The organism is Alcaligenes sp. GW821-FHT11D07, assembly GCF_058808495.1.
This window is the reverse complement of record NZ_JBXART010000001.1, coordinates 328,074-348,447: the sequence shown is the minus strand read 5'-3', so window position 1 is coordinate 348,447 and position 20,374 is coordinate 328,074. Positions and strand designations below refer to the sequence as shown.

Below are 20,374 nucleotides of genomic sequence, written 5' to 3'. Positions count from 1 at the left end.
TCCGGATCGCGCTACTTAGCAGCGGACCAGTACCGAGCCCCAAGTAAAGCCGCCACCCACGCCCTGCAACAACGCCAGGTCTCCGGCGCGGATGCGACCATCCCGACGAGCAGCATTCAGGGCAAGAGGCACACTGGCTGCCGAGGTGTTGGCATGTTGATCAACCGTGATAACCACCTTCTCGGAGGGGATACCCAGCTTACGACCTAGAAAATTGATGATACGAACATTGGCCTGATGCGGGACCAGCCAATTGATATCGGCCAAGGAAACGCCAGCCTGTTCGCAGACTTGATGGGCCGAAGCGGCCAGAGAGGTGACGGCCAGTTTGAATACCGCCTGACCATCCATACGCAGGAAAGGATCGCCCACGACCTGCCCGTGCGAGACATTGCCTGCCGCACACAAGATACCCATTTGACTGCCGTCCGCATTGAGCTGGGCGGCCAGAATGCCGGGTTCGTCGCTAGCTTTCAGAACAACCGCACCGGCACCGTCACCAAACAGCACGCAGGTAGAGCGATCGTTCCAGTCCAGAATGCTGGAGAACACTTCAGCACCGATGACCAGGGCATGGCGTGCACGGCCCGCTTTGATCATGGCATCGGCGGTGGTCAGAGCATAAACAAAGCCGCTGCATACTGCTTGCACGTCGTAAGCGGCAGCACCTTTGTTGCCCAGTTCGGCCTGTACCAGACAGGCGGTGCTGGGAAAAACGTAATCGGGGGTGGAAGTGGCCACCACGATCAGGTCCAGATCCTGGGCAGTAATGCCCGCATCTTCCAGTGCCTGACGCGCAGCCTGAGTTGCCAAATGACTGGTACGAACACCAGGATCGGCAAGATGACGCTGGTGGATACCGGTACGCTCAACAATCCACTGATCGGAGGTTTCGATACCCTTTTGAGCCAGCTCAAGCGCTAGATCATCGTTAGACACAATCCGAGGAGGCAGGTAGCCGCCTGTACCGATAATCTTGGCAAATATCGTCATTTTATGTTCCCGATCAAGCCCGTTCTTATGAGGACGAGGGCTCTGAAGTATGGCGTGTATCTGGTTCGCCGCCTTGAGCATCCTGCAAGCTTACGCTTTGCATAATGCGTTCGACTGCCTGGCTGGTGCCGCTAAGCAGACCGTTGAGCACCGCACCGCGGGCCCGCTGCAAAGCATAACCGAAAGCATAGGCATCGGCAGAACCATGACTCTTGATAACAATACCGCGTAAACCCAAAAGGGCTGCACCGTTATGACGGCGATTATCCACCCTATCGCGGAAACGATTCAAGACCGGACGGGCCAACAAAGCGGATACTTTGCTCAAGGGGTCACGGGTAAATTCGTCGCGCAGCATACTGCCGACCATTTTGGCCAGCCCTTCCATGGACTTCAGAACCACATTGCCGACGAACCCATCGCACACCACGACATTGACAGTACCTTTGCAGATATCGTCACCTTCTACGTTGCCGTAGAAGTTCAGTCCGCTGGAGCGCAACAACTCAGCCGCCTTTTTGACGACCTCGTTGCCTTTGATGACCTCTTCCCCAATATTGAGCAAGCCCACCGTAGGACGCTCGTGACGGTCCACAATACTGGCCAGCGCAGATCCCATAATGGCAAACTGCAACAGGTGTTCTGCGGAGCAATCCACATTGGCACCCAGGTCCAGCATGATCGTGGCCCCGCCCTTTTGATTAGGGATGGACGTGGCAATGGCTGGGCGATCAATCCCATCCAAAGTTTTGAGTACGTAGCGCGAAATTGCCATCCATGCGCCTGTGTTGCCCGCAGAAATGCAGGCATCAGCTATCCCGTCCTTGACGGACTGGGCAGCCACTCGCATGGAGGAGTCTTTTTTGCGGCGCAAAGCCACCTCGACCGAATCGGCCATGGTGACAACTTCGGATGCAGGAAGAATGTCGTACCAGGAGGTATCGACATTCCCTTGCGCACGCAATGTTTGCTCGATGGCCTGAGGCTCGCCAACCAATAAGCAGTGCACATCCGGATAGCGCTTGGCAAAAAGCAGCGCTGCAGGGACAGTGACGGATAAACCGATATCGCCGCCCATGCAATCGATGGCAATACGTATTTTTTTGTTAGACATCAAGCATGCAACCTATGTTGCTTGCAACGACAAAGAAACTATTACTCGTCGTTCTTTGTTTTCAGCACTTTACGGCCACGATAGATGCCGTTGGGGCTGATGTGGTGACGCAGGTGCAATTCGCCAGTCGTTGGCTCGATAGCCGTCGAAGGACCAGTAAGCGCGTCGTGCGAACGACGCATGTTACGCCGGGACGGGCTCTTTTTATTCTGCTGAACAGCCATGATGACTCCTGTAGATGGACAACCCCGAATAAATGGGTGCAGCCCGAAAAATTAACGAATTAGTAACAAACAATCAAGACTTCTTGAGCGAGCCCAAGACGGCAAACGGGGATGGCCGCTCGAAAGCAGATTCATCCAGGTCGTCCGATTTGGCTTCCATGGACAGCGACTGAGCGTCGGGGCAAACCTCATGGCGCGGCACATAAGGCACGCTGAGAATCAGTTCGTCCTCGACCAGTCCCAGGACATCCATCTGGCCTTCACACAAGATGCGATCAGGACCTTCTGTATCGTCATCATCCAGTTCCAGCTCAGCCTCGGTTGCCACAATCTGTACTTCGTTAGAAATATCGATGGGCCACTCGAAGGGCTTTACGCAGCGCTGGCATTCCAAAATGACACTACCTTTGGCCTGCACATGCACAAAGCGGCGCCGGGCGGAATCTTCCCGGCCCGATACGCTCCATTCAACGCTTAAATCGCCTTGATCGGGCAAATCGGATACCAGACGAGACAGGTCGCCCACCCGCACCTGACCCGCCATTTTCTGGGGGGCACGAGCTAGATTCAAGGTGTCGATATACTGTGTCGTCATGTGTAGGTTTTAGGCATCAAGCCACGGTGTAACTTAGGTCTTGATGCTGCTTGTTTGTTTTTACTGCTTGGTATCGCGCAAATGCTCTACCGCTTTGGTTTTGCTGCCCCACGCCATTGAACCTATTGAAACAAAGCCGGTAAGCGACTGGAGTACTAATAAAAGCACCGCAATGCCAAACCGATTCGTTCAAATAGTGGTTTGTTGCCCGGCCGCACAAAAGTGCAAGGTAAGCCAAACCATTTCAATAACGAAGAAAACATTAGATAATACCGTGCTAAGCACAAGGCAGTCAAACCAAAGCACAGCTAAAACACACTATGCGTCTCATCCTTGCATCAAGCTCAGTCTATCGCCGCGCTATGTTAGCGCGTTTAGGCTTGCCTTTCACCTGTCAATCTCCTGACATTGATGAAACCCCGCTTCCGGGGGAGGCTCCGGCTCCGCTGAGCCTGCGTCTGGCGCGTGAGAAAGCCGCCCGCATTAGCCAGCTCAACCCAGGCGCGCTGGTCATTGGCTCGGATCAAGTGGCCACCTCCGGGCAAGACGCCATTGGCAAGCCTGGCGATCATGCGGGAGCACAGCGACAACTGCGTCAATTAAGTGGCCAGCACATCGATTTCCATAGCGCTTTATGCGTCACAAACGGACAGGAATTTCTGTGCAGCGATATTGTTACCAATTGTCGTTTTCGCAAGTTAAGCGATGAAGAAATTGAACACTATCTGCTGGAAGAAAAACCATATGACACCGCAGGCAGTGCCAAAGCCGAAAGCCTGGGCATTGCCTTGATGGAATCCATGCGCTCGGACGATCCCACGGCCATTATTGGCTTGCCCTTAATCGAGCTGTGCACCATGCTGCGCCACTTTGGCCTGAACCCCTTGCGCCCCAACCCTCTGACTCTTTCTGTTTAGGACCTATTCACTCATGCCCCAAGCCGCCCCCTTGCACCTGATTCCCGTTGGACTGAGCGAGAGCCCGGTCAGTGGCTGGCTGCCTGCTGATGTTCGCGCCCTGACACGCGAACTCACCGTTTTTATTGCTGAGAATGCCAAAACAGCCCGCGCCTTCCTGAAGCTGATTGAGCCGGTTGTGCCTCTGCAGGAAATCACCATTCACACCCTGGATAAACGCGGCAACAAGCCCGGCGAAATGCGTGAATGGCTGAAACCCGCCTTGCAAGGCCAGGCAATTGGCCTGGTGTCCGAGGCTGGCTGCCCGGCAGTGGCTGATCCCGGCGCGCTGGTGGTGGCAATGGCCCACGAGATGAAAATCCCGGTGCGCCCACACGTAGGCCCCTCTTCCATCTTGCTTAGCCTGATGGCCAGCGGTCTGGACGGCCAGCAATTTGTGTTTCATGGCTATGCCCCCGTGGATGCCAACGCCCGCGCCAAACAGCTCAAACAGTGGGAAAGCCAATCGCAAACGCTGAAACAAACCCAAATCCTGATCGAAACACCCTATCGCAATCAGGCGATGTACAGCACCTTGCTGCAAGCTTTGAAACCCATGACCCGCCTTTGCCTAGCGCGCGACCTAACCGGTTCACGCGAATTAATCCAGACTGCCACCATCGAGCAATGGCGTGAACGCCAAGCCCCTTCCCTGGACAAAACCCCGTGCATTTTTCTGTTTCTGGCTGGCCGCTAAGATGAAACCCCTGTCGTTTTTCAGCCCCGCCGTAAAGCGCGGTTTTCAGATTGGCGTCCTTAGCCTGACAGCGCTATTAGCAGCCTGTGGCAGCAGCGGCCCCTATAAGCTGGATGACAGCTATAGCGCGCAAGGCCAAAACAGCCGGGTCCGCTATCTGGTCATGCACTACACCGCTGGCGACCATGCAACATCACTGAAAGTGCTGACGCAGCGCGATGTCAGCGCCCACTATCTGGTCAGCGACGAGCGGCGCCCTACTGTTTACCGCCTGGTTCCCGAAGAGCGCCGCGCCTGGCATGCAGGCCTGGGCTCCTGGTACGGTTTCACGGATCTGAACACCGGCTCGATTGGTATCGAAATAGTCAATATGGGCCGCCTGGCTGATGGACGCTGGGCCCCTTATAGCGCCGCACAGATTGAAGCACTAAAAGTATTGGTGAAAGATCTGGCCCAGCGACATGGTGTCTCGCCACGCAATATTATTGGACATAGCGATGTCGCCCCTCAGCGCAAGCTGGACCCAGGCCCTCATTTCCCCTGGAAGGAACTGGCTCAGGCCGGCATAGGCCGTTGGTACAAAGAGCCGCAAGCACGTGCGCTTCAAGCTCAGTACGCAACGCGCCCTTTACCTTCCGCATCCCAGGTGCAAGCCTTATTGCGTAAAGCAGGCTATGAAACCCCGGACAGTGGCATTTTCGACAAGGCCACACAAAACGTGCTGGCCGCCTTCCAAATGCACTATCGCCCAGCCCGTTACAACGGCGTACTGGATGCAGAAACTGCCGCTATTTTGCAAAGCCTGGATTGATATCAAAAAAGGGTAATAAGCGGCACGCTTATTACCCTTTTAACTATGTTCTACATGCTTAGCTGGCCACCGTCTCAGCACAAGCAAAATCAATAAGACCGCCCCGTAGACATACACCTCCACCACATCATTTTTACCTGCGCGAATCAGATAAAAGTGCAGAAGGGACAGCCCGGCGGCTAGATACACCGTGCGATGCAAACGGCTCCAAGCGCGCCCAAGACGCTTTTGCCATCCCTGTGTAGAGGTCAGCGTCAACAAGAGCAAGATCAGCACAGCAAAAACACCAATGGCTATCAGCGGCCGCTGGACTATGTCCTGCCACATGGACTGCCAACTGCCGGAGCGATCCCACCACGCCCAGGCCAAAGTATGCAAGGCCGCATAAAAGAAGGTAAACAGGCCCAACATGCGTCGCCACCGAACCAGAGCGGCCTGAGCCAACAGGCGTCGCAACGGACTTAACGCCAGGGTCAGCAGCAAGAGCACCAGAGCCCAAATCCCGCTGGAGCGGGTTAAAAACTCGGCCGGGTTGGCACTTAAGCCATTATTGAACCCCAGCCAGACCCAGCGCCCCAAGGGAAACAAGCCTAAGAGAAACACCAAAGGCTTGAGTCGATCCAGCTGCGCAGCTTTCCAGGTAGCCATTAGTAATAGCGCCTTAAATCCATATCAGCGTACAAACTGGCTACATCATCGGCGTAGCCATTAAAAGGCAGTGTTGGTTTCTTGGTCGCAAAAAAACCTGAACCTATGACTCGTTCTGTGGCCTGACTCCAGCGCGGATGAGGCACTTGCGGGTTCACATTGGCGTAAAACCCGTATTCATGTGGCGCTACCCGCATCCAACTGGACTGAGGCATGCTGTCTGTCAAGGTGATGCGGACCAAGGACTTGGCCGATTTGAAACCGTATTTCCATGGCACGATCAAACGCACCGGCGCACCGTTCTGAGTGGGTAGGGCCTTGCCATACAGCCCCGTTGCCAACAGAGTCAGCGGGTGCATGGCCTCGTCCAGCCGCAGCGCTTCTACATATGGCCAGTCCAGAATGCGGGATCGAAGACCCGGCATGGTTTCTGGGTCTGCGGCTGTCTCAAAGCGCACGAAGCGGGCGCTCCCTAATGGCTCGGCCTGTTGCAATAAAGCAGACAGGGAATAGCCCACCCAGGGAACCACCATGGACCAGGCCTCAACGCAGCGCAGCCGGTAGATACGTTCTTCCAAGGGAGCCAGCTTCAGGATCTGATCCATATCCAGAGTCAGAGGCTTGTGCACCAGACCGTCGATCTGCAAGGTCCAGGGCTCTGTCTTGAATGCACCAGAATTACGGGCAGGGTCTTCTTTGCCCGTACCAAATTCATAGAAATTATTGTAGGAGGTGATGTCAGACTCGCTGGTCAGATCATCATCCAGTCGCCAGCGCTGGGAGGGGCTGGCCTGCAAAGGCTGCCCGGCAGGTACAGCTTGCGCCAGCCCCGGCAAGCTGGCCGCCAAGGCCAGCGCACCGGGAGCCTGCAAAATCAGCCGACGGCGATTGCGCCAGACGGATTCATCCGTAATTTCAGAAGGTCGTATAGCGGGCGAGCGTAATTTGAACATCTCCATCTCCTGTCTTGTGCCAGCCGGGCAAGATGGCGATGCTAGCCGCTTGCCTGAAATCAGATACGTTCTAAAACCCAGTCGCGCATTTGCGCCACATTATCGACCATGACGGTGGGCTCGGCCTTGGCCAGTGTTTGCGGGTCATGGGCACCATAGGTGACGGCCACACTATCCATACCGGCATTGCTCGCCATATGGATATCATGAACCGTGTCGCCCACCATCAACACCTGCTCGGGCTCCAGCATCAGTTCATTCAACAACTGATGCAGCATTTCCGGGTCTGGTTTGCTACGGGTTTCGTCTGCACAGCGGGTTGCATCAAAAAAAGTGCTCAGATTGACCTGCTGCAAGACCCGGTCCAGACCTTGGCGGCTTTTACCAGTCGCCACACCTAAGGCAATCTGGCGGCCACGAAGTTCACCCAGAAAGGGCAAAATCCCGTCAAATAATTTGATGTGCGGATCGCGCTGCATGAAGTGATAGCGGTAACGCTCCAGGAACTCCGGCATTTGCTCGGCCGTCAAATCGGGAACCGCACGATACAAAGCGCTTTCCAACGACAGACCAATCACCCAGCTAGCTTGTTGAATCGAAGGCACAGGCAACTGCAGATCCGCACTGGCCAACTGAATAGAACTGGCAATTGAGTACGTCGAATCCATAACTGTGCCGTCCCAGTCAAACAAAACGGCGGCATAAGGCGTCATAACTACTTCTCCAAACGATCTAGAAGGGTCTGGCAGGCGGCAGGAAGTGGGGCGTCCAGAACCAGCGGCTGACCGGTCACCGGGTGGTCGAACTCCAGACGTCCCGAATGCAGGAACATGCGTTTGAAACCCTGACGGGCAAACTGCTCGCGTATGGCATCGTCACCATACTTGTCGTCGCCCACAATCGGGAAGCCGGAATGCGCAAGGTGAACCCGGATTTGGTGGGTACGGCCAGTTTTCAGCTCCGCCTGCACAAGACTGAAGCGGCCAAAGCGGCGCTGCATGGTGATAATGGTGTGAGCAGGCTTACCCGTTGGGTCAACCTTCACGCGGCGCTCGCCACTTTCCGTTAACCAGCGCAGCAGCGGAAAGCGAATGTGCTGGCGATCATTCACCCAATCACCCTGCACCAGCGCCCAATAAAACTTGCGAGCACGAATTTCACGGAACATATCGTGCAGGCCTATCAGGGCTGCACGACGTTTAGCAATAATCAGCAAGCCAGAGGTGTCGCGATCCAGACGGTGCGCCAGTTCCAGAAAAGGTTCTTGGGGACGCGCAGCGCGCAGTTGCTCGATCACCCCGAAAGACACCCCGCTGCCACCGTGCACGGCAACACCCGCTGGTTTGTCGATCACCATCAGGTGCTCGTCCTCGTACACCACGGGGAAAACAGCGGCCGGTACATGGCGGGCCTGCTCCGGTTCCGGCAGACGCAATGGCGGAATTCGTACCATGTCACCGTCCTGAAGACGGTAATCACTGCTGATGCGGCCTTTATTGACCCGCACCTGTCCACCGCGAATAGCTTTGTAAATGTGGCTTTTTGGCACCCCTTTACATTCGCGTAACAAGAAATTGTCTATACGCTGTCCAGCCCGGGTTTCATCAATGCGCAGTATTCGCACTTGAGGGGCTGATCTTTGTGATTCATGAGGTTTGCACATAACAAAAAGGGGCATATAATCGCTTCAGCCTATGGAAGCTGAGACTGGTTTCAGCGTAGAGATGCAAAGGGTGCGTCTCCGTTGGATAACCAAGGACTGATAATTGTATCCTTGAGTTCCAGCTTCCGGGTCATAAGGTCGCCGGGGTGAGTCCGAAATAGCGAAAGTCGTGTGGCAAGAAGGCCCGCTTTCCAAGAGATGTTTTCCTCCCGCGTGCGGCGCTGAATTCCTGCACAGATTGTCCCGCTCTTTTGCACCAGTCGCATGATTTATGCGGCTGCCGTTCCCCCAGCAATTTTATATTCGTCAAACACATAACGTGAACCTGACCCCCCTGCTGATTGAACTTCGCGCTTTGGCGCGACTCGTGCCTCCCAGACTATAAGCCGGTAGGCCGTTTTGCCTGCCTGCTCCAAACTGATGCAGCTATAGCGCTACACACCCTGTGACCCGTGGTCGTGCGCCGATAATCGGTGCGCCATGACAACGGAGATCCACACTCATGAAACGCATGTTGTTCAATGCGACGCATCAAGAAGAACTACGCGTCGCCATTGTTGACGGTCAAAAACTCATTGACCTCGACATCGAAACAGCCGGGCGCGAACAGCGCAAGGGCAATATTTACAAAGGGGTCATCACCCGCATCGAACCAGGTCTGGAAGCCTGCTTTGTCAGTTATGGTGAAGAGCGTCACGGTTTTCTGCCCTTTAAAGAAGTGGCTCGCAGCTACTTCAAAGAAGGCGTAGACGTACGTACGGCCCGCATCCAGGACGCCCTGACCGAAGGTCAGGAACTGATCATCCAGGTTGAAAAAGAAGAACGTGGCAACAAGGGCGCCGCCCTGACCACATTTGTCTCCCTGGCTGGCCGTTATCTGGTTCTGATGCCCAACAACCCTCGCGGGGGTGGTGTATCGCGTCGCGTTGAAGGCGAAGACCGCCAGGAACTGCGCGAGGCCATGGACCAGTTGGACATCCCTCAGGGCATGAGCATCATCGCCCGCACTGCAGGTATCGGCCGCAGCGTCGAAGAACTGCAGTGGGACTTGAACTACCTGATGCAGCTGTGGACCGCCATTGATGGCGCTGCCCGCGACAATGCTGCACCTATCCTGATTTATCTGGAATCCAGTCTGGTCATCCGGGCTATTCGCGATTATTTCTCGCCCGATATTGGCGAAATCCTGATCGATACAGACGAAATTCACGAGCAAGCCGCCGCTTTCATGAGCGTGGTCATGCCCGACAACTTGCATCGCGTCAAAATGTACCGCGATGACATTCCCCTGTTCTCGCGCTTTCAGATCGAACACCAGATCGAAACAGCCTACTCGCGTACGGTTCAGTTGCCTTCGGGTGGCGCGGTCGTTATTGACCACACCGAGGCCTTGGTCGCCATCGATGTGAACTCGGCCCGCTCTACACGTGGCGCCGACATCGAAGAAACCGCCCTGCGTACCAACCAGGAAGCGGCAGACGAAGTTGCCCGTCAGTTGCGCTTGCGTGACTTGGGTGGCCTGATTGTCATCGACTTCATCGATATGGAAGACAGCAAGAATCAGCGTGCTGTCGAACAACGCTTGCGCGATGCGCTGCACCTGGACCGCGCTCGCGTCCAGATGGGCAAGATTTCCCGCTTCGGCCTGATGGAATTGTCCCGTCAGCGTCTGCGCCCTGCCCTGAATGAAGGCTCTCACATTACTTGCCCACGATGCACCGGCACAGGCGTGATTCGCGATGCCGAATCCAGCGCCCTGCACGTACTGCGTCTGCTGCAAGAAGAAGCCATGAAAGAAGGCACTGCCGCCCTGCACGCTCAAGTGCCTGTGGATGTGGCCACCTTCCTGCTGAACGAAAAACGCGCCGATATCACCAAGATTGAATCGCGTCTGAACATTGCCCTGATCCTGATTCCGAACAAGAATCTGGAAACCCCGCACCACATTATCGAGCGCCTGCGCCACGACGACCCTCGTCTGGACGAACTGCGCAGCAGCTACGAGCTGGTTCAACAGCCCGAGCAGCAAGACAGCCTGGTGCCGCACCGTAGCCACGAAATCAAGCCTCGTCCAGAAGCTCTGGTCAAGAGCACCACACCCGCCCAGCCTGCTCCTATGAGCAAACCTGCTGCGGCCGCAGCAGCCGCCAGCGCTGCCGCCAACGACAACAAACCCGGTTTGCTCAAGCGTTTGCTGAACTGGTTGTCGGGCACCCCTGCCGAACCCGTGGCCGAAACCGCCAAGTCCGATAGCAGCAAATCGGCTTCGGGTCGTCGCCAAGGCCGTCCAGGCCAGTCCAACAGTGGCCGTGGTCAAGGTGGACGAGGTCGCCGTCAGGCCAACCGTCCAGAAGCCGCGCAGGAAGAAAAAGCCAGCGCTGAGGCTACCAGCAGCACCAACACGCGTGGTCGCCGTCGCAACGCATCGGCAGCAAGCGAGTCCGCTTTGGAAACGCCGCAAAGCGCAAACGCCGCTCCCGCTAGCACAGAAGAAGGTAGCAACAGCCGCAACCCACGCAATCGCCGTGGACGTGGCCGCCAGCGTCGTGAAGAAGGCAGCACAGAGAACCCCGAGCTGAACAAAGACATCAACGGCACGGATGCTCCCGTTGAGCAAGCTGCCGCTGTCGCCAGTGTGGCCGCCGTTGCAGCTGTCGCCGCCAGCAAGCAAGAAGCACAAAACCGTGCTGAGCAGCTTGCCGACGCTGATAACGCTGATACCAGCGACAATCTGGATGCCGAAACCGACGAGAACGGTGAAAACGGCTCCATGGACCCAGAACGCAAGCGCCGTCGTCGTCGCAGCCGTCGTGGTCGTCGCAGCAACGATAGCAATGCTGTTGCCGAGAACGAAGAAAGCAACGAAGACAGCAATAACACTGCCTACATTGCTCACGAAACGCCTAGCTTCAACCCAGCCGCTCTGGACGCCCAGGAACAGGCCGCAGCCGCTCAAGCAGCTCCAGCCCAGGCTGAGCCAGCCAAAGCTGCCGTAGAGGCTCCTGTCGCCCAGGAAGCCACTCCTGCCCTGAAGGAAGTCGCTCAAGAGAAAACAGACGCCACTCCAACACCTGCAGCCGTGCAAGAGCAAGCTCCTGCACAGCAAGCAGACACGGTTGAAGTCGCCGCTGTTGCTCAGCCAGCCCAAGAGCAAGCTGCTCCTGTTGCTCCCGTGCTGGAGCAAGCCGAAACCCAAGTTGCGGTTGAAGCCACTCCTGCCGTTGAAGTACAAGCAGTAGAAACCAAGACCAGCGAAGCTGATGTTGTGAAGCAGGCCGAAGAAGTGGTCAGCACTCAACAAGAGCCAGCTGCTGTTGAAACCGTTGCTGTTCAGGAACAAGCCCCTCAAGAACCAGTTGAAGCCGTTCAGGAAGCCCCTGCTTCGGAAACACCTGCTGCTGAAGTTGCTCAAGAAGTGGCTTCTGAAGTTACTCCAGAAGTCGCTGCTGAGCCTGCCAAGACGGAAGTCGCGGCTGAAGAGGCTGTCAAGGAACAAGCCGCAGCTGCTGTTGAAACTGCAGCTCCTGCTGCCGAAACAGTGCCTGCCCTTGAGCCTGTTACTCCTGCTGCTGTTGAAACCGCTGTTGAAGTGGTTGAAACTAAGGAAGCGGTTGCACCTGTTGCTGAAACCAAGGCACCCGCCGCCGCTCCTTTGGACGCCGTGCTGAGCGCTGCGGGCATCGAACTGGTGGAAACAGCCCGTTCGGCAGTACAGGACGATTACCAGCCTGCTCCCGTCCGCCTGGGTCGCCCACGCAAACGTGTTGCTCAGACTGAAAGCAGCGAACCGCTGCAACAGGTCGAAACAGAGTAAGTGTTAGACCCAAAACGCCGCCTTCATAGGCGGCGTTTTTTATGTCTGCTCGTTCCAAGCCAAGAGAATTGGGGCCCGACGTCTTAGATGCGCCAAATCGTTCCTGGATCTTTAGGCGTGTTTCGGCTCAGGCTCAGGCTTCATTTCCGGCTTCGGCTTCAGTTTCGGTGTCGGTTTCGACCTGAGCCTCGGCTCTGGTTTGTGGCTATGACTGAGCCCAAGACTTTAGCGATGGAGATGGTGGTGGCTATGGCTATGGCTCCAGTCTAAGCTCAGTCTCTCCATCCTCTCCACACCCTGATCCTGGCCAAAGGCCTAATCGCAATCAGTACACGCTTGAATCCGATTTTGCGTCCGGGTGCGTAATCTACGCTCCCCAGGCCTAAGTATTTCTAAATCGATATCAGCCCTCTTTTACCTTGTGCGCTACACATGTGCGTAAGGCATTTACCCAAATGCTGCAGTTACCCCTAGCCTCTCATCCTTCGAACGCCCAACAAAAAACGCCACCTGCTTCCAGGTGGCGTTTTCTTATCCATAAGCCTGCACGGCATCAAGGATGACGCGATACGGCCTCTGCGGGTTGGCGAGTCAGCAAAGCCAAAAGCTCGGCCAGCTCACGCTGCAGTTCACGGCGGTCAATCACCATATCAATGGCGCCTTTTTCCAAGAGGAATTCAGCACGCTGGAAGCCCTCAGGCAGTTTTTCACGCACGGTCTGTTCGATCACACGCGGACCCGCAAAACCAATCAAGGCGTTAGGCTCTGCAATCACCACATCGCCCATAAAGGCGAAACTGGCGGAGACGCCACCCATGGTAGGGTCGGTCAGGATACTGATGAAGGGCAAACCGGCTTCGGACAACTCAGCCAGAATGGCGGTGGTCTTGGCCATCTGCATCAGGGAGAACAAGCTTTCCTGCATACGTGCGCCACCCGACGCCGCCACGCAGATAAAGGGGCTGCGATTGGCAATGGCAGCCTGAACACCACGCGTGAAGCGCTCGCCCACGACTGAGCCCATGGAGCCGCCCATGTATTCAAACTCGAAGCAGGCAACGACCGCAGGCACAGACAAAATTGTGCCGCTCATCACCACCATGGCTTCGGATTCGCCCGTTTGCTTGGTCGCCTCGGAAACGCGCTCGGTGTATTTACGCGAATCACGAAACTTCAAAGGGTCCATAGGACGGGTGTTGGAACCAATCTCGACCTGGCCTTCCGGGTCCAGCAAGGATTTGATCCGGCCACGTGCGCCAATACGCATGTGATGGCTGCACTTGGGGCAGACATTCAAGGTCGCCTGAAGATCTTCCTTGTAGAGCACTGACTCACACGACGGACATTTCACCCACAGCCCTTCGGGAACGCGGCGGCTGCTTTCGGGGTTACGGTTAATTCGTGGCGGGAGTATTTTCTCGATCCAGCTCATTGTGAGATCCTGTTTGCAGTCAGCCGGCATGAAGCCCACTGATCTCTTTATTCTGAAAAAAAGCGCCTGTTCTCATGGAACAGGCAGACGATTCTATACGCGGAATAGGTTTTTAGGCTAATTATCCAATGCCTGACGAATCTGTGCGAGCCATTGGCTGGCAGCAGCAATCGCGGCAGCATCAATATCTTTTTGGTCCTTGCCGGCGTTCTCTTGCACCGCTTGCTCCATGGTCTGGATCAGCTTGGAGCCGATCACTACCGCATCGGCGCTACGGGCAATGGCTTTAGCGCTTTGCGCATCACGAATCCCGAAACCGACTCCGACCGGGATTTTGACGTGCTGGCGAATACGCTGCAAGTGGTGTTCCACATCAGCCACATCGATTTGGGCCGATCCTGTCACCCCTTTCAGGGACACATAATACACATAGCCCTGGGCCAGAGCAGCCACTTTGGCAATGCGCTCGTCCGTGGAGGTGGGCGAGAGCAGGAAAATAGTATCTACGCCCTGCTCAGTCAGCAAACGGGTGAAATCTTCGGACTCTTCGGGCGGGTAATCCACCGTCAATACGCCGTCCACCCCGGCCTGGCCGGCCATTACGGCAAACTCGGCCTGACCGATGCGCTCGATAGGATTGGCATAGCCCATCAATACCACCGGTGTGTCTGTGTCGATCAAGCGAAACTGCTGGACGATCTCCAGCACTTTGCGCAGACCTACCCCACGGCTGATAGCCCGTTCAGCGGCTTGCTGAATAACCGGACCGTCGGCCGTAGGATCGGAAAACGGCACACCCAATTCAATGACATCCGCCCCAGCCTGACGCATGGCATGCATCAAGGCCACGGTTGCAGGCACCGAAGGATCGCCAGCCGTAACATAAGGCACCAGAGCGCAACGCCCGTTCAAACCTTCAAACGTCTTTTTCAGACGCACATTACTCGACATATCAGTTCCCGATTGCTTACAGAGTCAAGCCGCCGTATTCGGCGACCGTGTGCATGTCTTTATCGCCACGGCCGGACAAGCTGACCAGGATAATTTTATCCTTGGGCAAAGTCGGAGCGATGCGAGCGGCATGGGCCAAGGCGTGCGAGGACTCCAGCGCCGGCATAATGCCTTCGATACGGCAGCAGTCGTGGAACGCTTTCAGTGCGTCCTCGTCCGTGCAGGTGGCGTACTGAGCACGTCCGCAATCTTTCAGCCAAGCATGCTCAGGGCCAACACCAGGGTAGTCCAAACCAGCAGAGACCGAGTGCGTCGGCATGACGTTGCCATCATCGTCCTGCAGAACATAGGTGCGGTTGCCGTGTAGCACGCCCACCAAACCCTTGTTCAGGGATGCCGAATGCGCCAACGTATCCAGACCACGTCCGGCGGCTTCAACACCAATCAGCTCGACATCTTTATGTTCGATGTAAGGGTAGAAAATGCCCATGGCATTAGAGCCACCGCCTACCGAAGCCAGCACGTAATCAGGCTGACGGCCCGCATCCTGAGGCATTTGCTCCACGCACTCGTCACCAATCACACACTGGAAGTCACGCACCATCATCGGATAAGGATGAGGGCCGGCCACCGTACCAATGATGTAGAAGGTGTTGCTGACATTGGTAACCCAATCGCGCATGGCTTCGTTCAGCGCATCTTTCAAGGTGCGCGAACCGGACTCCACGGGCACAACAGTGGCACCCAGCAATTTCATGCGGTACACGTTGGAGGCCTGACGACGCACGTCCTCGCTACCCATGTACACCACACATTCCAGGCCGTAACGGGCAGCGACGGTTGCCGTTGCCACTCCGTGCTGGCCAGCGCCGGTTTCCGCAATAATGCGTGGCTTGCCCATACGGCGAGCCAGCAAAATCTGACCGATACAATTATTGATCTTGTGTGCGCCAGTGTGATTCAGATCTTCGCGCTTGAACCAGATTTGAGCTCCACCTAGTTGCTCCGACCATCGACGGGCATGGTATACGGGGCTGGGACGACCGACAAAATGCTTGAGTTCATAATGAAACTCGCGCAGAAACTCAGGATCGTTCCGATACTGTTCGTAGGCTGCTTTTAACTCGTCCAGGGCGTGGACCAGCGTTTCAGCGACAAACGAACCACCAAACTGACCAAAATGTCCATCCGGGTCGGGCAAGGTATAGGTTTTCAAAGCTCGCTCTCTTGATTGACAAGAACAATCGCGGGCACAACGCCCGCGAGGTTTAGGTTTACTGATTTTAGCAGTTCAGGACGAATAGCGGCGGGCACTGACGCCCGATAACTCGTTCAAGGCCGCTAAGGCCTTTTGAATTTGCTCACCATCACGCACTTCAATGGTGAAGATCATGCGCGTCAAAGAACGACGGCTCAAAGTATTAATACCCGTCACATTCAAACGCAGGCGGGCAAAAACCTCGGACAGATCGCGCAACAAGCTGGGGTGCTCTTGAGCCTCGATCGCCAGGTCCACCGGATACTGAGTATCCCCTGTATCGCCCCAATCCACACTAATAGCCCTTTCAGGCTGGCGCTCGGCCAGTTCATGATAGGACTTGCAATCGGCCCGGTGGATCGACACACCCCGCCCCCGAGTCACAAAACCCGCAATAGCATCGGGTGGGGCCGGACGGCAGCAGCGGGCCAGCTGAGTCATCAGCGAATCCACCCCCACCACCAGCACGCCGCTTTTCCCGGTTTTCGAGACGCTTTCCCGCGCCGCGTCAAAAACACGCTGAACCGGTTCTTCTTCCTGGGTATCCTCGCGGAACAAGGCATCGACCTGACGCAGGCTGAATTCGTCCTTGGCAACGGCAATATACAAGTCGTCAGCCTTGGCAAAACCCAGCTGCTGGGCCATTTGCTCCAGATTCACCGCCGTGCGGCCCAATCGTTGCAGCTCTTTTTCGACCATGCCCTGGCCTTGGGAGATGCGTTGCTGCAATTCAATGGCATTAAACCAGGCCCGCACCTTAGAACGCGAACGGGGGCTGGCCAGAAAGCCTAGCTGAATATTCAGCCAGTCCCGCGAAGGTCCGCCGGATTTAGCCGCCACAATTTCCACCGTCTGCCCTGTCGACAAGCGCGTAGACAAAGGCACCATGTGGCCATCCACCCTGGCGCCCCGGCAGCGGTGCCCCAGATCGGTATGCAAATAATAAGCAAAGTCCACCGGCGTCGCCCCCACAGGCAGCTCGATTACTCGGGCCTGTGGCGTCAAAACATATATATGTTCATCTTCCTGCGCCTTCAAAGGCCGAGCAGGAGCCGGTTTTTTAGCTGGTGCAACCTCGGCCGCAGGCTCAGTGCTGACTTCTTTTTCTGCCTGCGCAGGCAGTTCACTGGCATTGGAGGTAGATGCCTCCCTATCCCAGGCCAGCAGCTGACGCATCCAGGCAATTTTCCTGTCGTCCTCGCCATCGGCTGTTTGCTGACCGCCTTGCGCCCCGGCCTCTTTATAGCGCCAGTGGGCGGCCATCCCGTACTCCGCAAACTGGTGCATGTCCCGCGTGCGAATCTGGATTTCAAAGCAGCGCCCTTGAGCATCCGCAATAACGGTATGCAGGGAACGATAGCCGTTAGGTTTGGGCCGGGAGATGTAATCATCAAACTCCTCAGACACCGGCGTCCACAACGAATGCACCACCGCCAGCGTGTGATAGCAGCTGCGTTCATCGTCAACAATGACGCGCAAGGCGCGCAGATCAAACAGCTGCTCGAAGTCCAGATGCTTATTCCGCATCTTGTTCCAGATACTGAAGATATGCTTGGGGCGGCCAGAGACCTCGGCCAGAATGTGCTCGCGTTTGAGCGCCGCCAATAATTGGTCACGCACCTGACTGATCAGGGTTTCACGCTCTACCCGCTTGTCTTCCAATCGGCTGGCAATGTCTTTATAGACCTCGGGGTTCAGGAAGCGAAACGCCAGATCTTCCATTTCCCATTTGACCTGCCAAATCCCCAACCGATTGGCCAGCGGCGTGTACAGCTCCAGAGTTTCCCGTGCGAATTCCACCGGGCACACGGTTTTGGACTGTCTGTACCAGCGCAGCGACTGTAGGCGTGACGCCAAGCGCATCATCACAATGCGCAAGTCCGCAGCCATCGCCAGCAGCATTTTGCGCTTCATCTCTTTTTGATCGCCCCCGCCCGCTTCCTCTTTGGCTCGACCTGTAATCGAACCCAAACGATACAAAGCACGAGAGCCGCGCACCAAGGTCATGACCTCGGCACCAAAGGCTTTTTGCACCGGGTCTTGTTTGATTTCCGGCCCCGGAGATGGGGTGACGGCCAGCAAGGCACTGGCACGGGTTTGCGCATCCACGCCCAAGCCAGCCAAAATGATCGCCACTTGGGCGCAATGGCTGTTCAAGGGTTCGCCGGTGCTCCCGGTCAGATCCTGCAAAATAGGCCCCGTCCAATCGGCCGCTGCCTGCAATAGCGTACGCCCTGCTTCATCCAGTCCTTGGCTGGCTTGCGCAAACCATTCGGGATTGAAGGCCGACTCGGCCGTAGGGGGAGAAGCTGTGTGATTCATGGTGGTTTACGTCGATGTGGCCACTCAGCGCTGGAGTAGCTCTCTATACTGTAGACGCTAGTCTATCACCGCGAGTAAGAGCTTATGAGTCTGAACACATGCCGCCAGCTTCTGATCATCTGGCACTCTCGTACCGGCGCTGCCCAGCAATTGGCCGAGCAAGCGGAACTGGGTGCTTTGCACGTACTTCAGGAGCTGGGTGAGCAAGAACGCGTCTGTATCAAACGCTTGCACTGTGATCAGGTACAGGCCTGTGATCTGCTGGACTCGGAAGCGTACTTATTCTGCGCCCCCGAGAACTTGGGCAGTTTGAGCGGGGCCATGAAAGAGTGCCTGGACCGCCACTACTACGCGGTTCTGGATCAACTCAATGGACGTCCCTATACAGCCTTGATCAGTGCGGGCAGCGACGGGCAAGGAGCCCAACGGCAACTGGAGCGAATCTGCATCGGATGGCGACTGGAACTGGCCATTCCCACCAGCATTTTCAATTTTCAAGCGCAAACGCCGGAGACCATTCTGGCTCCCAAGACACTTCATGCAGACCACATTGAACAGGCCCGTGAAGCCGGAGGCCATCTGGCGGCCTTGCTGTGCCTATAAAAAAACCCTTTGATTTAACAAAGGGCTTTGAATGTGCTTGATCGCTCTGTAGCTTTTAAGTTTTATAGCGACATGGCTTGACAGCTTTATCAGGCGATAGCCCTAAGGACTGCTAGCCCAGGCTGATACTCAACCAGACCAGCAGCGAAGACCAAATCGTCAAGCCGGAGGCAACTGAAAAACCTGCCGCAAATACGCCAGATAGGCCGGGTCATCGCACATGGTCTTTTCCGGAGCATCCGACACTTTCGCCACGGGCTGACCATTACAACGCACCATTTTCATGACAATCTGCAAAGGCTCATGGCCCAGATCGTTCGTCAGATTAGTGCCAATACCAAAAGACACTTTGCAACGACCTGCAAAGCGCAGAGCCAACTCAATGGCTTTAGGAATGGTCAGGCCATCAGAGAACACCAGAGTTTTGGTACGCGGGTCCGTACGATTGGCCTGATAGTGCGCCAGCAAGCGTTCGCCCCAAATAAAGGGATCGCCGGAATCATGACGCGCGCCATCGAACAGCTTGCAAAAGTACATATCAAAGTCGCGCAGGAAGGCATCCATGCCATACACATCGGACAAAGCAATGCCCAGATCACCGCGATACTCTTTGGCCCACACTTCCAGCGCAAAAATCTGTGAGTCACGCAAACGAGGCCCCAGAGCCTGACAGGCCTGCAAATACTCGTGACCCATCGTTCCCAGCGGCGTGACACCATACTTCATGGCCAGCCAGACATTGCTGGTGCCCGCAAAATGAGGCTGCATCTGCTGGATCATGGTTGTGACAACTTCTTCGTGCCACTGCTTGGAAAAACGGCGGCGCGTGCCGTAATCCGCTACACGGAAGTCACTTAAGGCGGGATCATCCACCACCAGGCGCATTTTGGACTGCAGGCGTTCACGCCCTTCTTCCCACGGCGGCTGCGGACGCTCGTTGCGAAAGTACACCTCGTTCACGATGGCCAGCACCGGGATCTCGAACAAAATGGTGTGCAGCCATGGGCCTTGGACCAGAATTTCAATTTCGCCGGGAACATCGCTGGGCTGCACCTGGATGCAGCGCTCGGGCAGATGGAACAATCCCAGAAAATCTACAAAATCGCTTTTGATGAATCGCAGGCTACGCAAATAATCCAGTTCGGCGTCCGAAAAACGCAACTGGCACAAAGCATGAATTTCCGCCCGGATCTCGTCCAGGTACTGGGCCAAATTAATGTGGGGGGTACGGCATTTGTAGCGATACTCCACGTGCGCAGCGGGGAAATGATGCAAAACGACCTGCATCATGGAAAACTTGTACAGATCCGTATCAAGCAAAGAGGTGATGATCATCGCAA

At 55.9% G+C, this 20,374-nt stretch carries 18 protein-coding genes; 5 read left to right on the top strand and 13 right to left on the bottom strand.

Annotation, left to right across the window (positions count from 1 at the left end; translation table 11 throughout):
- Positions 1–15: 15 nt before the first annotated feature.
- The 4 genes from AC1RSM_RS01565 to AC1RSM_RS01550 all read right to left on the bottom strand — a co-directional run bounded on the left by AC1RSM_RS01565 (position 16) and on the right by AC1RSM_RS01550 (position 2,926).
- On the bottom strand, positions 16–993 hold the full coding sequence (locus tag AC1RSM_RS01565) for a beta-ketoacyl-ACP synthase III (RefSeq protein WP_492928806.1): 978 nt from the start codon (positions 991–993) through the stop codon (positions 16–18).
- 25 nt (positions 994–1,018) lie between these two features.
- Entirely contained in the window at positions 1,019–2,107 is a 1,089-nt protein-coding gene (gene plsX, locus AC1RSM_RS01560) for a phosphate acyltransferase PlsX (RefSeq protein ID WP_492928804.1), read from the bottom strand.
- Between the two features lie 41 nt (positions 2,108–2,148).
- Positions 2,149–2,331: a 50S ribosomal protein L32 gene (gene rpmF, locus AC1RSM_RS01555; RefSeq protein WP_003800968.1), complete on the bottom strand. Its 183-nt coding sequence runs from the start codon at positions 2,329–2,331 to the stop codon at positions 2,149–2,151.
- A gap of 73 nt (positions 2,332–2,404) precedes the next feature.
- Positions 2,405–2,926, bottom strand: coding sequence for a YceD family protein (locus tag AC1RSM_RS01550; protein WP_492928801.1), 522 nt, complete (start codon positions 2,924–2,926; stop codon positions 2,405–2,407).
- A 320-nt stretch (positions 2,927–3,246) separates the two neighbouring features.
- On the opposite strand from AC1RSM_RS01550, the gene AC1RSM_RS01545 reads away from it, so the two are divergent.
- The 3 genes from AC1RSM_RS01545 to AC1RSM_RS01535 are packed head-to-tail and all read left to right on the top strand — an operon-like array spanning position 3,247 to position 5,390.
- A complete protein-coding gene (locus AC1RSM_RS01545) occupies positions 3,247–3,843 on the top strand; it encodes a Maf family nucleotide pyrophosphatase (RefSeq protein WP_492928798.1) in 597 nt (198 codons plus the stop codon).
- 13 nt (positions 3,844–3,856) lie between these two features.
- On the top strand, positions 3,857–4,579 hold the full coding sequence (locus tag AC1RSM_RS01540; RefSeq protein ID WP_492928796.1) for an SAM-dependent methyltransferase: 723 nt from the start codon (positions 3,857–3,859) through the stop codon (positions 4,577–4,579).
- Between the two features lies 1 nt (position 4,580).
- A complete protein-coding gene (locus AC1RSM_RS01535; protein ID WP_492928794.1) occupies positions 4,581–5,390 on the top strand; it encodes an N-acetylmuramoyl-L-alanine amidase in 810 nt (269 codons plus the stop codon).
- Between the two features lie 39 nt (positions 5,391–5,429).
- Here AC1RSM_RS01535 and msrQ read toward each other — a convergent pair whose 3' ends face one another.
- Genes msrQ through AC1RSM_RS01515 form a run of 4 tightly spaced genes read right to left on the bottom strand, consistent with a single transcriptional unit; the run spans position 5,430 to position 8,669 of the window.
- Complete coding sequence (gene msrQ / locus AC1RSM_RS01530; protein ID WP_492928792.1) at positions 5,430–6,038, bottom strand: protein-methionine-sulfoxide reductase heme-binding subunit MsrQ; 609 nt, start codon at positions 6,036–6,038, stop codon at positions 5,430–5,432.
- Positions 6,038–6,991, bottom strand: coding sequence for a protein-methionine-sulfoxide reductase catalytic subunit MsrP (gene msrP, locus AC1RSM_RS01525; RefSeq protein WP_492928790.1), 954 nt, complete (start codon positions 6,989–6,991; stop codon positions 6,038–6,040). Before msrP ends, msrQ begins: the two co-directional genes overlap by 1 nt.
- A gap of 59 nt (positions 6,992–7,050) precedes the next feature.
- The gene (locus tag AC1RSM_RS01520; RefSeq protein ID WP_492928788.1) at positions 7,051–7,704 is read right to left on the bottom strand and encodes an HAD family hydrolase; all 654 of its coding nucleotides are present in this window, start codon (positions 7,702–7,704) and stop codon (positions 7,051–7,053) included.
- A 2-nt stretch (positions 7,705–7,706) separates the two neighbouring features.
- Positions 7,707–8,669 carry an RluA family pseudouridine synthase gene (locus tag AC1RSM_RS01515; protein WP_492928786.1) on the bottom strand — a complete coding sequence of 321 codons (963 nt, stop codon included), beginning with the start codon at positions 8,667–8,669 and terminating at the stop codon, positions 7,707–7,709.
- Between the two features lie 487 nt (positions 8,670–9,156).
- Here AC1RSM_RS01515 and AC1RSM_RS01510 point away from each other — a divergent pair, with 487 nt between their 5' ends.
- The gene (locus AC1RSM_RS01510) at positions 9,157–12,468 is read left to right on the top strand and encodes an Rne/Rng family ribonuclease (RefSeq protein ID WP_492928784.1); all 3,312 of its coding nucleotides are present in this window, start codon (positions 9,157–9,159) and stop codon (positions 12,466–12,468) included.
- Between the two features lie 553 nt (positions 12,469–13,021).
- Here the strand turns inward: AC1RSM_RS01510 and accD are convergent.
- The 4 genes from accD to AC1RSM_RS01490 all read right to left on the bottom strand — a co-directional run bounded on the left by accD (position 13,022) and on the right by AC1RSM_RS01490 (position 18,431).
- On the bottom strand, positions 13,022–13,900 hold the full coding sequence (accD, locus tag AC1RSM_RS01505) for an acetyl-CoA carboxylase, carboxyltransferase subunit beta (RefSeq protein WP_492928783.1): 879 nt from the start codon (positions 13,898–13,900) through the stop codon (positions 13,022–13,024).
- Positions 13,901–14,017: 117 nt separating this feature from the next.
- The gene (gene trpA, locus AC1RSM_RS01500) at positions 14,018–14,851 is read right to left on the bottom strand and encodes a tryptophan synthase subunit alpha (RefSeq protein WP_492928781.1); all 834 of its coding nucleotides are present in this window, start codon (positions 14,849–14,851) and stop codon (positions 14,018–14,020) included.
- 16 nt (positions 14,852–14,867) lie between these two features.
- The gene (gene trpB, locus AC1RSM_RS01495; protein WP_492928779.1) at positions 14,868–16,067 is read right to left on the bottom strand and encodes a tryptophan synthase subunit beta; all 1,200 of its coding nucleotides are present in this window, start codon (positions 16,065–16,067) and stop codon (positions 14,868–14,870) included.
- 75 nt (positions 16,068–16,142) lie between these two features.
- Positions 16,143–18,431, bottom strand: a complete 2,289-nt coding sequence (locus AC1RSM_RS01490; RefSeq protein ID WP_492928775.1) for a RelA/SpoT family protein — start codon at positions 18,429–18,431, stop codon at positions 16,143–16,145.
- An 84-nt stretch (positions 18,432–18,515) separates the two neighbouring features.
- Here AC1RSM_RS01490 and AC1RSM_RS01485 point away from each other — a divergent pair, with 84 nt between their 5' ends.
- Positions 18,516–19,034 carry a flavodoxin family protein gene (locus AC1RSM_RS01485; protein ID WP_492928773.1) on the top strand — a complete coding sequence of 173 codons (519 nt, stop codon included), beginning with the start codon at positions 18,516–18,518 and terminating at the stop codon, positions 19,032–19,034.
- A 159-nt stretch (positions 19,035–19,193) separates the two neighbouring features.
- On the opposite strand, the gene pncB is transcribed toward AC1RSM_RS01485, so the two are convergent.
- Positions 19,194–20,369, bottom strand: a complete 1,176-nt coding sequence (pncB, locus tag AC1RSM_RS01480; protein ID WP_492928771.1) for a nicotinate phosphoribosyltransferase — start codon at positions 20,367–20,369, stop codon at positions 19,194–19,196.
- Between the last annotated feature and the right edge of the window lie 5 nt (positions 20,370–20,374).